At 44.1% G+C, this 12,913-nt stretch carries 11 protein-coding genes; 10 read left to right on the forward strand and 1 reads right to left on the reverse strand.

Annotation, left to right across the window (positions count from 1 at the left end; translation table 11 throughout):
* Positions 1-110 precede the first annotated feature (110 nt).
* The 7 genes from aroA to MKZ09_RS13730 all read left to right on the forward strand — a co-directional run bounded on the left by aroA (position 111) and on the right by MKZ09_RS13730 (position 9,570).
* Entirely contained in the window at positions 111-1,403 is a 1,293-nt protein-coding gene (gene aroA, locus MKZ09_RS13700) for a 3-phosphoshikimate 1-carboxyvinyltransferase (protein WP_076202466.1), read from the forward strand.
* Between the two features lie 75 nt (positions 1,404-1,478).
* Positions 1,479-1,913, forward strand: coding sequence for a CoA-binding protein (locus tag MKZ09_RS13705; RefSeq protein WP_076104783.1), 435 nt, complete (start codon positions 1,479-1,481; stop codon positions 1,911-1,913).
* Between the two features lie 434 nt (positions 1,914-2,347).
* Positions 2,348-3,016 (forward strand): hypothetical protein, encoded by a 669-nt coding sequence (locus MKZ09_RS13710; protein ID WP_076202470.1) that lies wholly within the window; start codon positions 2,348-2,350, stop codon positions 3,014-3,016.
* 797 nt (positions 3,017-3,813) lie between these two features.
* The gene (locus MKZ09_RS13715) at positions 3,814-5,700 is read left to right on the forward strand and encodes a glucose PTS transporter subunit IIA (protein WP_036686132.1); all 1,887 of its coding nucleotides are present in this window, start codon (positions 3,814-3,816) and stop codon (positions 5,698-5,700) included.
* Entirely contained in the window at positions 5,697-7,466 is a 1,770-nt protein-coding gene (ptsP, locus tag MKZ09_RS13720) for a phosphoenolpyruvate--protein phosphotransferase (protein ID WP_076136100.1), read from the forward strand. Before MKZ09_RS13715 ends, ptsP begins: the two co-directional genes overlap by 4 nt.
* Before the next feature lie 180 nt (positions 7,467-7,646).
* Positions 7,647-8,177, forward strand: coding sequence for a sigma-70 family RNA polymerase sigma factor (locus MKZ09_RS13725; protein WP_111503630.1), 531 nt, complete (start codon positions 7,647-7,649; stop codon positions 8,175-8,177).
* On the forward strand, positions 8,170-9,570 hold the full coding sequence (locus MKZ09_RS13730; RefSeq protein ID WP_076136102.1) for a DUF4179 domain-containing protein: 1,401 nt from the start codon (positions 8,170-8,172) through the stop codon (positions 9,568-9,570). The genes MKZ09_RS13725 and MKZ09_RS13730 overlap by 8 nt, the downstream gene beginning before the upstream one ends.
* Positions 9,571-9,661: 91 nt before the next feature.
* On the opposite strand, the gene MKZ09_RS13735 is transcribed toward MKZ09_RS13730, so the two are convergent.
* Positions 9,662-10,186 (reverse strand): type 1 glutamine amidotransferase domain-containing protein, encoded by a 525-nt coding sequence (locus MKZ09_RS13735; RefSeq protein WP_076136104.1) that lies wholly within the window; start codon positions 10,184-10,186, stop codon positions 9,662-9,664.
* Positions 10,187-10,394: 208 nt separating this feature from the next.
* On the opposite strand from MKZ09_RS13735, the gene MKZ09_RS13740 reads away from it, so the two are divergent.
* From MKZ09_RS13740 to MKZ09_RS13750, 3 genes are all read left to right on the forward strand, one after another.
* Positions 10,395-10,859 carry a hypothetical protein gene (locus MKZ09_RS13740; RefSeq protein WP_076136106.1) on the forward strand — a complete coding sequence of 155 codons (465 nt, stop codon included), beginning with the start codon at positions 10,395-10,397 and terminating at the stop codon, positions 10,857-10,859.
* Between the two features lie 252 nt (positions 10,860-11,111).
* Positions 11,112-12,122, forward strand: a complete 1,011-nt coding sequence (gene ccpA / locus MKZ09_RS13745; protein WP_036686140.1) for a catabolite control protein A — start codon at positions 11,112-11,114, stop codon at positions 12,120-12,122.
* A gap of 92 nt (positions 12,123-12,214) precedes the next feature.
* Positions 12,215-12,910 carry a 5'-methylthioadenosine/adenosylhomocysteine nucleosidase gene (locus MKZ09_RS13750; protein WP_076136108.1) on the forward strand — a complete coding sequence of 232 codons (696 nt, stop codon included), beginning with the start codon at positions 12,215-12,217 and terminating at the stop codon, positions 12,908-12,910.
* The last annotated feature ends 3 nt before the right edge of the window (positions 12,911-12,913 follow it).

Consider the following 12,913-nt stretch of genomic DNA (forward strand, 5'->3'; position numbering starts at 1 on the left):
GGGTTTGACCTCATTTCATCAGAAGAATGGTTTAATGATAACACAAGAACAGAATACCCTGTCAAATGAGCATTACATACCAACTACATCTACTAAGGAGAGTTTATATTATGGACGTTATTGTTAGGCCAACGCCATCTCTGCAAGGAGAATTTGGAGCCCTCTCTTCCAAAAACTATACGACACGTTATCTGCTGGTTGCGGCATTGTCTGAAGGAGTAAGTACGATTTATCATCCTGCACATAGCGAGGATAGCGACGCGATACGCCGCTGCATAGCAGATTTGGGTGCTGTGCTTACAGAAGATGAGGAAAAAATTGTGATTCAAGGCTTCGGACGTCACCCAAAAGACGTTAAAGAACTTAATGTAGGAAATGCCGGAGCGGTGCTGCGTTTTCTTATGGCTGTGGCCGCATTAAGTCCTGAGGTTACTTTTGTAAATACGTATCCAGACTCATTGGGCAAACGTCCGCATGACGACTTGATTGTGTCATTGGAACAGTTAGGTGTTCAGGTTGAGCATAATGAAGGGAAACTGCCGATCACGATCCGTGGAGGTAAACCGGTTGGAGGCAGAATTACTGTCTCTGGTGCAGTAAGCTCCCAGTTCTTAAGTGCTCTACTATTTCTGACGCCATTGCTTGAAGACGATAGTGAAATTATTGTCCTCGATGATTTGAAATCGAAGGTTGTCGTGGGCCAGACCTTGGAAGTGTTGGAGCAGGCAGGTATTGTGGTGCACGCTGCGGATGATTACATGTCCTTTAAAGTTCCGGGTCGTCAAGCTTATGCAGCTAAATCATATACTGTTCAAGGTGACTACCCAGGCTCTGCGGCAATCCTTGCGGCGGCTGCCGTTACAAAGTCGGATGTGAAAATTCACCGTCTTGCAGAACAAAGTAAACAAGGTGAAAGAGCCATTGTTGATGTGCTGCGGATGATGGAAGTTCCTCTTACACATGAAGAGGGTACAGTACATGTCCAAGGGAACGGTATCCTAAAAGCTGTTGAATTCGATGGAGATGCTGCAACCGATGCGGTACTGGCCATGGTGGCTGCTGCAGTATTTGCAGAAGGTACCTCCCGATTCTACAATGTTGAGAATTTGCGCTATAAGGAATGTGATCGCATTACCGATTACTTGGCAGAGTTAACCCGTGCCGGAGCCAAGGTAGAAGAACGCCGCGATGAGATTATTGTTCACGGCATGCCCGAAGGTGTCGAAGGCGGAGTCACCATTAATGCGCATTATGATCACCGCGTAATTATGGCACTATCCGTAGTAGGCTTGCGTGCGCGTCAACCTCTTTTGATTAAGGATGCACATCATGTGGCAAAATCTTATCCGCAATATTTTGATCACTTGCGTGCGCTTGGTGCGAATGTGGAGTGGGTACAATAGGAATGAGGGAGCTAGCGTATCTAGCTTCAGTTAAACAAGAATCATTAAGTGTAACTATGGAAAGGGGCACTACTTATGAGCTTTGAGAATCCAAGTCGGGAGCAGATCGGAGATATCCTTGCTTCCGCAGGTAATATTGCTGTTGTCGGCTTATCAGACAAAACAGATCGTACCTCTTATATGGTCGCGGGCGCCATGCAAAGCCGGGGATATCGGATCATTCCCGTTAACCCAACGGTGGATGGTGAGATCCTGGGAGAAAAGTGTTATCACACTTTAGCAGAAATTCCGGAGCCAGTGGACATCGTCAATGTATTCCGTCGAAGCGAACACTGCGCAAAGGTCGCGCAGGAGGCAGCTGACATTGGCGCACGTGTGCTGTGGCTCCAGCAGGGTATAGTTAGCGCGGAAGCCGCTGAAATCGCCGCTGAGCACGGTATGATCGCCATTATGGACCGCTGCATCAAGGTCGAAGAAGCGATCACAATGCATGGGCGTAGCCGGCAGTAGGTTCGGTTATATAACTGTTAAACTGAACACCGAATTAAGTGTGTGGTGATTTACAGTTATCGTTGACCAACGGACGTAACAAAGAACGGACGAAGAAAGAACTAGCTGGTGAAGAACGAACGGTCTGGTGAAGAACGAACTACCTAGCGAAGAACGGACTAGCTGATGAAGAACGGACTAGCTGGCGAAGAGCAAACTGGCGAGAACGAGCAAAAGTGGAATAAACTAACTAGGTTTAAATTTATGATGCTGTGGCTAATGCAAACTTAGATGATGAAGTTTAGCCAAAATAAGTGGTATTGTGTAACGCATGGTGCGATTTCTAATGCAAATCGCCTGTTGCGCTAGTTATAATGAGATTAGACGAAGAACGTCCTTTAACCGCTTTTTGCGGTGAAGGGCGTTTTTTTATTTTGTAGGGGAGGCTATAGGTTATGGAGTTTGAAGAAGCTCATGGTTTGTTTATCGACCAACATATGAAATCAAGAACAGGTGAAAGAAGAGGCAGGCTGGTTAGAGGACATAATTTTGCGGAAAAGCTGTTTTTGCAGAATGTATGGTGGCCTATGTTTGAGTCCCTAGACGATTTGCATCCAGAATACGAAGTATATGACTGGAATCGCAAATCACAATTTTTGGACTTTGCTTTTCTTCCGCAGACGGGCAGCAGCTTTGGGATCGAGTGTGATGGATATCAAAGCCATGTGAAAGATATGGACCGCGAGAAATTCAACTATTCAGTAAATCGGGACACTTTTTTGACTGGGATGGGCTGGAGAATGATTCATTTTTCTTTTGATGATATCCAGCAACGTCCCGAGGTCTGCCGGATGCTGTTACAACTGGTGCTGGCGCCTTACTTGGCGCGTAAATATGCTAGCGTAGCTATTTTATCTGAGGAGAAAGAGGTTCTACGTTTCGCTTGGCGTCTCGGTAAACCGGTTCGTCCAAAGGATGTGGCCACGAATTTCTGCATTAATTTCCGTACGGCGCGTCGATTGCTGCAATCATTAAGTGAGAAGGGGTTGCTGAAGCCGGTTAATCAGGGAGAAAGAATTCGGTATTATGAGGTGAAGGCTCTCAGACCAGATCAAATGTGGTAAGAGGAACTTTAGAGGCTGCGCAAGGGAATAATTGCACTTTATACAGCTAAATCGCCGAAATAGCCATCTAAATGCGAAATAGTTGCACTTTGTACACTTAAAACGCATTAAAGATTAGATTAGGTGGAAAATCATTAAAAATAGTTGTATGAAGTGCAGTTAAAAAGGTGCTCAGAGTTACGTCGATAGGAATAGTTGCACAAAGTACACTTAAACTCAGGTGGAATTTCTAACTGTGAGTTTAGGGTGTTAGAGCTAGTTAGTGGGGGAGAAAAGTTCGATGTTATGAAGCGGATGCTATGAGATCAGATCAGTTCAGACCAAACCAGACCAGACCAGACCAGACCAAATCCAATCAAATCCAATCAAATCAATTCAGGTATGCGAGGGACATCTATACGGTAGCTGCGCAAGGGAATAATTGCACTTTATACAGCTAAATCGCTGAAATAACCATCTAAATGCGAAATAGTTGCACTTTGTACACTTAAAACGCATCAGAGATTAGCTGAAGTGAAAAATCACTAAAAATAGTTGTATGAAGTGCAGTTAAAAAGGTGCTCAGAGTAACGCCGATATAAATAGTTGCACAAAGTACACTTAAACTCGATTCTGACTCTGTAGTATCGATAGCCTCACTTAAAAACCAGCCGTTTTATGGATTCTAATGAATAAATGTTTAGTGGAATGTGAGAATATTTGTTTTAAAAATGTAACGTGAAGATCTCATGAGTTTCTTTTGACAAAAATCCCCGCAGCGCTTACCATTCAATATAGAAAGAAAGGAGAGGGTAGCCTTGAATTGGCTCGGATCATTGCAGCAATTGGGCAGAGCCATAATGCTTCCTACCATGGTACTGCCGGCGGCAGCCATTTTGCTGAGTTTGGGCAGCTTACCTTGGTCTGCATGGGGACTTTCTTCGGTGTCTGAAGTGGCTACTTACGCGGGGCAGGCAATATTTTATTATATGCCTTATTTGTTCGCTGTAGGTGTAGCATGGGGGTTATCCAATCAAGCCGGAACAGCGGGTCTTGCAGCGCTGGCTGGGATGTTCACTTACGACCGAATTGTCACCCAAATGGGAGACGGGCTTGTACAACCTGCAACACTAATCGGAATTTTGCTGGGTATCGTTGCCGGTGTCGCGCAAAACCGGTTTAAAAATATTAAGCTTCCAGAGGCGATCCAGTTTTTTGGAGGGTCGCGTTTTGTTTTGCTGTTCATGGGCTTATTTTCTGCCGGGTTCGCGTGGGTAATGTTAGGAATATCTCCGCTGCTGCAGATTGGGCTGGATAATCTTTTTCAGGGAATATTGCAGACGGGCGGGTTTGGTGTTTTTATCTATGGGGTCCTATATAGGGTTCTGACCGCTTTTGGACTACATCATATTCTTAATAATGTGTTTTGGTTTCAATTTGGGAATTTTACGACTCCTGATGGCAGTGCAGTGGTTCAGGGGGATTTGCCGCGTTTTTTTGCAGGCGATCCTACGGCGGGGATTTTTATGGCGGGGTTGTTTCCGATTATGATGTTTGCGCTGCCTGCCATTGCTTTTGCAATTATTCAGGAAGCGCGCGAGGATTTGAAGCCCAAGATTAAAAAGACTTTTGTGCGTGCGGCGTTGGTTTGTTTTCTGACCGGGGTTTCGGAGCAGATCGAATTTGCATTTTTATTTGCTTCTCCGTATTTGTTCGCGGTACATACTGTAATGTCTGGTCTCGCAATGGTACTGACCTACATGCTGGGAATCCATCACGGGTTCTCCTATTCGGCTGGAGCCATCGATTTCTTCTTGAACATGCATTTGTCACAGAGGGCTTGGCTGCTGATTCCGATTGGTATCGGCTACGGGATTGTATACTATAATTTATTCCGCTGGGCGATTCGCCGTTTTCAGATCCCGACACCGGGGCGTGAAGAAGGTTCAGAGCTTGGGGATTGGGCCGGCAATATCCCTTATCAGGCACCGCTAATCTTAGAGGCGCTAGGAGGCAAGGAAAATATTGTACAAGTGCAGTCCTGTATCACCCGTCTGCGGCTTACCGTTCATAATGACCGATATATAGATACTGGAGCGCTTAAAGGTTTGGGTTCCGCAGGGATTATCAAGCTGGGCGGCGGAAATGTCCAGGTAGTATTTGGCACGTATTCAGAACTGATCCGCGAGGAGATTAATAAGCTTATGCTTCGTGATTTACCGCAGGTACTGTTCAGTTCGCCAATGCAGGGTAGAATGATGCCCATTGAGGAAGTGCCTGATCACATTTTTGCAGCTAAGCTAGTGGGGGATGGTGTTGCATTTTTGCCGGAAAAAGGGGAACTCACTTCACCTGTATTCGGGAAAGTTATGCACGTCTATCCTACAATGCATGCCGTGGGTATTTCGACGCCGGAAGGGCTTGAAGTACTCATGCATATAGGGATCGACACTTCACAGCTCAAGGGACCCTTTGAGGCGGTTGTAAAAGAAGGCGACAGCGTGGAGCCGGGTCAATTGCTTGTTAAATTCGACCTCGCTTATTTGCGTGAACATGCGGCCTCATTGGCTACACCGATGGTGATCACGAATCCTGATCGAGTCAAATCATGGAGCTATGCTCCATTTAAAAATGTTAAAAAGGGGCAATCATCAGTAATGTCCGTAGTCTTACACGAAAGTAACGTTGGAGGGATTGAAGGATGATACAAGGCATAGGCGCAGCAGCAGGTGTAGCTATCGGGAAGGCCTTTGTCTTGCCGAACTGGGAATGGAGCTTACCGGATACACAAGTGAACCCAGTGGATCTAGCTAAGGAGTTTGAGCGTTTATACGAAGGTATCCGTACCTCTAAGGACGAGATTGAATTCATCAAAAAAGAGTTCAGAGAAGTGGTGGGTCCGGAGGAATCGAGTATTTTTGATGCTCATCTGGCGATCTTAGATGATCCTGTGTTCATGAGTGAAATCCGCGGGATCATTGAGCGCCAGTACAAGGCGGCAGAAGTAGCTGTGAAAGAAGCGATTGATCATTTTGTAGCGATGTTTGATCTGCTAGACGATGAGTACATGAAGGAGCGGGCGGTGGATATCAAGGATGTCGGAAACCGTCTTTTAAAACATCTTTTAGGCGCTCCAGAGGTTACGTTACCATCGGATACACAGCCATATATTCTTGTTGCGAAGGAGTTGTCTCCTTCCCAGCTAGCTCACTTGAATCCAACTTATGTTCTAGGTATTGTCACCATGATGGGCGGTAAAACTTCACATTCCTCCATTATGGCTCGTGCACTAGGCATTCCGCTTGTAGCAGGCTTGGAGAATAATCTGTCTAATCCTATTCAGACCGGGGACATGCTTGTGATCGACGGCGATACCGGATCTGTACAAATCCATCCAGATGAACTTACGATAAATGAATACGTAGCGATTCGGGATAAACAGCATAAAAAGAAAGAGCAGCTGGAACTGCTTGCCACTGTGGAGGCTGTCACCAAGGATGGTGTGAACCTGCGACTTGCCGGCAATATCAGTTCAGTTAAAGAACTCAACATAGCACTTAAGTATGGAGCTGAAGGTGTAGGCTTGTTCCGTACGGAGTTTCTTTATATGGACCGCAGATCTTTTCCAACTGAGGATGAACAATTTGAAGTGTATAAACAGGTTGTCGAGAAGGTGGGCAATAACACTGTAGTGATTCGTACGCTGGATATTGGCGGGGACAAGCAGTTGGATTATATCCAGCTGCCGGAAGAACAGAATCCTTTCCTTGGTTATCGGGCGATTCGCATCAGCTTGGACCGATTAGATATGTTCAAAACCCAGCTAAGTGCCATTTTGCGGGCAAGTGCATACGGGAATGTAAAGTTAATGTTTCCAATGATTTCTTCCGTAGAGGAAGTGCAGGCGGCAAAAGTTGTTTTAGAAGAAGTGAAAGCTGAGCTGGAGCAACGAGATATACCGTTTAACCGGAATCTTCCTGTGGGTATTATGATTGAAGTTCCGGCGGCGGTTATGATTGCTGATTTACTGGCTGAGGAAGTTGACTTTTTCAGTATTGGCACTAATGATTTGGTTCAATATGTGTTAGCGGTAGACCGTATGAATGAACAAATTGCTCATATGTATCATCCGTACCATCCAGCGGTTCTGCGAATGATCCGTATGACGGTAGAAGCGGCACGTAATGCCAAGATTGATATCAGTGTATGTGGTGAAATGGCGGCGGATGAGCGTTCTTTGCCTCTTTGGCTGGAGCTTGGAATTAGAGAGCTCAGCATGTCGCCGCAGGCGCTGCTGAAGGTTAAACACCGCACACTGAACACTCTGGCCAAGGATGCCAAAAGAATCGCCAAAGCGTGTTTCCATCATCGTACAAGCTCAGAGACGGAAGAAATGTTAACTGCGTTTGCACAAAAAAGTGGTCTTACACTTGGATCAAGCGGGGAACTACAGGAGAAAGCCTCATCCTAAAGTTACTGTAACTTTTATTCAATTCATATCAAGGGTTCGGCATTCTTGCCGAGCCTTTTTCTATATTTCTGCCATACTTATAAAAAAACAAAACCGTTTGCCCTGCGGTGCAGTCAATACATAGAGAGAGTTACACAGAACTGATTTAGGAATAAAGGCAAGGGGGGAGGCAGGCCGATAATGGATCACATTATTAATGACGAAATGGAAATGGCCGCTACGGATGAAGAGCTGTTTTATGAGCAAGTGGCTGGACAGAAAAGAAAACTTTATAGCATTGCCTACAGCTATTTGCGAAATGAAGCGGATTCGCTGGAGGTTTTGCAGGAGGCAACCTGCCGCGCATGGATTAAACGAAAAAGCTTAAAAGACGCAGAGCGATTCGCTCCTTGGTTAACACGTATTTTGATTAATTGCTGTAATGATGAGCTGAAGCGCCGAAAGAGGAATACAGTCCCAGAAGCTGCTCGAAGTGATGAGGGGATCATGGAGATGAAAAGTGACCGCAGACTGGACATGGAACAAGCGCTGGATGGAGTGAAACCCAAGTATCGCCAAGTGCTGGTGCTCAAATATTACAAGGATATGACCCTTGCTGAGATTGCAGAGGTGCTGGATAAACCAGAGGGTACAGTGAAGACATGGCTGAATAAAGGATTAAAACAACTGCGTGACAAAATGAAGCGGAAGGGGGAGCTGTTTTATGGCTGAATCTGAAGAAAAACTGCTTAAGGATTATTTTCAGAAAATCGATGCGGAGGCAGAAGAAATTCTGGATGTAAAACTGGACACCGCGATCCGCAAGGGGATGCAGCAAGGGAACCGTACACGTTTGTCTTTTAGAAAAAGGTACGCTGTTGTTGTATTGGTGGTCTTGACATTCGCCTTACTTATAATTGTGCCTTGGGCAAATCAGATGATAAATCCCGTACGTGCGCAATTACCTCCAAAAAGCTGGGGTCAGCTTGAAGTGTTTAGACCCGTTATTACTAATAATCTGACGATTAAATCAGCACTTGATGCGGGGATGATGAAGCAGGTAAATATCTCTTCTCCTGAGGTGGACGGGATAACATGGACTGTTAATGGAATCCTTGCAGACCGAAGAGGCATTGCTGTGCTATATACAATCCAGAACAATACGGATCAGAAGATGCGGCTTTTTGGCTTGTCTTTGAAAAAGACACCAGAGGATAAATACCACCTTAGTGGATACAGCGGGTTTAGCACTTCTAATGCACAAGAGGTTGGGTTCCCTGGGACGACTCGTATGTATGAGCAAATCGTCTGGGATAAATATCAGGATGAGATACCAGAAGAGTTGAATATCACATTATCGCTTTTTCCAGATGCTCTTGGTCAAGTTTTTAATAACAAGGATATAAAAGAAATGGATGTCAAAATTCCACTGGAAGCTGATAACAATTATTTTCAAGGAGAGCTCGTTGATCTGAAGGATAGTCTGTCTATCGGCGGACAGAAAATTATAATGGACCAGGTTTATATTGGACCTACGGGTATTTATATGCGGGAAACCTTTGGCAGAGAGAATACAATGAGGATTTTTAGTTTGCTTTCACCTAAGCTTGTCCTCGGAAAAGGGGATCATCAAGAGGAACTAATGTGGGCAAGTGGTTCGAATATTTACCACAATGACAATATGAGACCTGATGATCCAGTCAAACTTGAAGTTGAGGGAATCTCTGCTCTAGATCAATCGGAGGTCGAACTTGTGATTAATACGGAAACACAACAGATTTTAAAGGCACCGGATAACTATCTCACGATTTCTAAACGGACCGCGGACGAGGAGAAGGGGATTATAGTATTGGATTTAATGATTCCTAAAAAAGTTGAGGAGTTGCATGAAGCAACTGGTTTTGGGATAGACGATAATTTTGTGGATAGCGCTGGAAGCGGACATTGGCTTGTCCATGATTCTGAGGGTTATTCTAGATATAGAGAATACCGTGAGGACGCTAAGGGAACTACAATAACTTATTTTCTTAACGTAGGCAAAGAAAAGCTGCCTCAACCTTTGACTTTTAGGTTTACAAATTATCCCAATATGATCATGGAGGCGGATTCTGTGCGGATCAGATAACCATCTGGATTTTAAAGCCTCAAATCAAAAGCCCTGTTCCTCAAATTGTGAGAAACAGGGCTTGTTTGATTTTAAACTAAATTCCTACTGTTTATTCCCCAGCGAGTGCATCGCAAAAGGCTTTACCGTATGGCGGAAGATCTGGCGGGCGGCGAGCGGAAATGATATGTCCATCCGTAACTACAGCCTCATCCTTCCAGATGGCTCCGGCATTCTCCATGTCATCACGGATGCCTAGCGTAGAGGTGACGGTTACACCTTCCAGAATTTTAGCAGAAATTAATACCCAGCCTGCATGGCAGATCTGCCCAATCGGTTTTTTCGCTGCATTAAAATCCTGTACGAGCTTTAGAACGGCACTGTATCTACGGATTTTATCAGGAGCCCAGCCGCCTGGAACCAAAATCCCATCATAATCTGCGGCATTAAGCTCGTCCCAGGAGTAATCTGCTTTAGCAGGTACGCCATATTTACCGATGTATGTCTTATCTTTTTCCAGACCTGCCAAGTGAACCTCGGCACCTTCTTCTCTCACCCGATACACGGGATACCAGAGCTCCAAATCTTCAAATTCATCGTCTACGAGTGCTATGACCTTTTTACCGGCTAGTCTCATTTAGTTAAGCTCCTTTCTATTCCCATGATTCTTTCATTATTCTATCAAATTTAAAATATGAAGTCATCTTTAGGGATGTAAAATATAGACAAATTGCCAATTTAATCATTATATGCAATAAAGGAGGGTTTTAATCGAGTGGAGTCGAATATAGAAGTTGAAAAGTCAAACTTTGTACTTTATTAATTTTGTGCAAGAGGTGTAGAAGATGTATAAAGATAATTTGATGGAGAAGTTGTGCAGTTGTGGTGGCCTCATGAACTTACATATGCATTCTTTGATTTTTAATACGAAGATGAAGATTACGCATGTTCCTGTCTATACCTGCCCAGAATGCGCTAGTTATGAACCTTTGCAGTTTATTAAAGCAGATCTAGGCAAAGTAGTAAAAGAACTCAGTGGAGATGATCCGGGAAAAGATTTTTTGTTTACGGAGAGAAATGAATTGGCCAGTGTATTAAAAGAATCCTTGTCAGAAACTATAATAGGGGGAATATCAGAACTAGAGACGATAATCCGAGAGAGGATTCAGAGCCGGGTCGATATGCTTCTCGATATTTATCGTTTAGCTGAGAAGCTGTCAGACCAGCATTGGATGGAAGAAACTAGTCGAAGATTGTCTCAATTAACCTTCCAAATGACTGAAAATGAAGATTATAAAAAAATTGTGTGAAAATAATGAAAATTTTTCACGGAATGTTGGATTTTTCACTCACTTTTTGTTACGATAGATAGAAGTTACATTATTGATGCTCTTGGACAGGTTAACCAGCACTGGTCACAATTTTAATCCAGGGTGACGTTTTCAGCCTTGAAAGAAATTTTGAAAGGAAAATGAAGCGTTATCATTGCACAAATGTACAAAGTGTCGTATCATATTTTTAATTAGTCGAACGATAAAATTTATCGCAATGGAGAGAGTAATTTGACGGTAACCATTTACGATGTAGCTCGAGAAGCAGGCGTATCTATGGCTACGGTATCACGGGTTGTGAATAATAACCCTAACGTGAAACCGCAGACCCGGAAGAAAGTTTTTGAAGCGATTGAACGTTTGGGATATCGTCCCAATGCCGTGGCAAGAGGTCTTGCCAGTAAGAAAACGACAACCGTTGGGGTTGTCATCCCTGATATTTCAAACTCGATTTTTGCAGAAATTGCACGCGGGATTGAAGATATCGCGAACATGTATCATTACAATATCATATTGTGTAACGCGGATAAGCGTAAAGAGAAAGAAATTCGTGTCATTAATACCCTTTTGGAGAAACAGGTCGATGGTCTGCTCTTCATGGGGGGTACAGTAACTGACGAACATATTCAAGCTTTCCAGACTTCTGCAGTTCCGATTGTTCTATGTGCTACACGGGATGAGAAGGGAACTTATCCTTCCGTTGACATCGATCATGAAACCGCTGCTTTTGATGCTGTGAACACATTGATTCGTCACGGTCATCGTGAGATTGCTATGATCAGTGGCACACTGCAGGATCCTGCAAATGGATATGCACGTTTCCATGGTTACAAGAAAGCACTGGAACAGGCAGGAATCGAGTACCAAGAGGATTTGGTACGCATCGGTAACTACCGCTATGAATCTGGTGTAGAAGCAATGAAGTATTTCCTTGGACTCAAGAAGAAACCAACCGCTATTTTTGCGGCAACGGATGAAATGGCTATTGGCGCCATTCACAGTATTCAAGATGAAGGTCTGAAGGTACCGGATGATTTCTCCATTATTAGTGTGGATAACATTCGTATGGCTTCGATGGTTCGTCCTTTGCTGACAACTGTAGCTCAGCCTATGTACGATTTAGGCGCGGTTGCGATGAGACTTTTGACCAAGCTTATGAAGAAAGAAACCGTTGAGAATCCGCGGGTTATCCTGCCTCATGAAACGATTCTCCGCTTGTCGGTTAATCATCTGAATAAGTAATTTAAGAACTGAACAGTTATTCCGTAAAAAGCTCCTTATGGAGCTTTTTATGTTTTTATTTGCTAAATAAATCATCAAGGGAGGTATTTACTGTGAGTGAAATCATCGGATTAATCGGAGCGATGGATGAAGAAATCAAGCTGCTTCTAGAGGGTATGGAGGACAAGCGGACAAAAGTTAAAGCAGGAATACAATATTACATAGGAAACATATTAGGCAAATCCGTAGTGCTCTGTAAATCTGGCGTAGGTAAAGTAAATGCAGCAGTTACGACTCAGATTCTAATTGATAATTTTGGCGTATCCCGTGTGCTGTTTACGGGGGTTGCTGGAGCAGTACATCCCGAATTGAATATTGGAGATATTGTTATATCATCTACATGTGTACAACATGACATCGATGCTACGAGGCTTGGGTTCGCAAAAGGCGAAATTCCTTATCAGGAGACTTCCGTCTTCCAGGCAGACCCTGCGCTAGTACAGCTTGCTGAGAAGGCATGCAATGAGCTAGGTCAAAAGTACTTGATTGGCAAGGTGTTATCTGGTGATCAATTCATTTCTAGTGCGGAGATTGTAGCTGAATTAAGAGAGCAAATGGATGGAGCTTGTGTGGAAATGGAAGGGGCGGCGGTTGCCCAAGTTTGTCATATGAACGCCACGCCCTTTGTCATCATTCGCTCCATGTCAGATAAGTCTGATGGATCAGCTGAGGTGAATTTCAGGGAATTTACAGTACAATCTTCACAACGCTCGCATTCCATATTAGAATTTATGCTGCAGCATATTTAATGC

Origin of the sequence: Paenibacillus sp. FSL R5-0908 (assembly GCF_038006245.1) — a bacterium.
Taxonomy (GTDB): Bacteria; Bacillota; Bacilli; order Paenibacillales; family Paenibacillaceae; genus Paenibacillus_AQ; species Paenibacillus_AQ odorifer.

Coding starts and splice junctions, on each gene's coding strand:
- aroA (WP_076202466.1), top strand. CDS start 111: ATGGACGTTATTGTTAGGCCAACGCCATCTCTGCAAGGAGAATTTGGA.
- MKZ09_RS13705 (WP_076104783.1), top strand. CDS start 1,479: ATGAGCTTTGAGAATCCAAGTCGGGAGCAGATCGGAGATATCCTTGCT.
- MKZ09_RS13710 (WP_076202470.1), top strand. CDS start 2,348: ATGGAGTTTGAAGAAGCTCATGGTTTGTTTATCGACCAACATATGAAA.
- ptsP (WP_076136100.1), top strand. CDS start 5,697: ATGATACAAGGCATAGGCGCAGCAGCAGGTGTAGCTATCGGGAAGGCC.
- MKZ09_RS13725 (WP_111503630.1), top strand. CDS start 7,647: ATGGATCACATTATTAATGACGAAATGGAAATGGCCGCTACGGATGAA.
- MKZ09_RS13730 (WP_076136102.1), top strand. CDS start 8,170: ATGGCTGAATCTGAAGAAAAACTGCTTAAGGATTATTTTCAGAAAATC.
- MKZ09_RS13735 (WP_076136104.1), bottom strand. CDS start 10,186: ATGAGACTAGCCGGTAAAAAGGTCATAGCACTCGTAGACGATGAATTT.
- MKZ09_RS13740 (WP_076136106.1), top strand. CDS start 10,395: ATGTATAAAGATAATTTGATGGAGAAGTTGTGCAGTTGTGGTGGCCTC.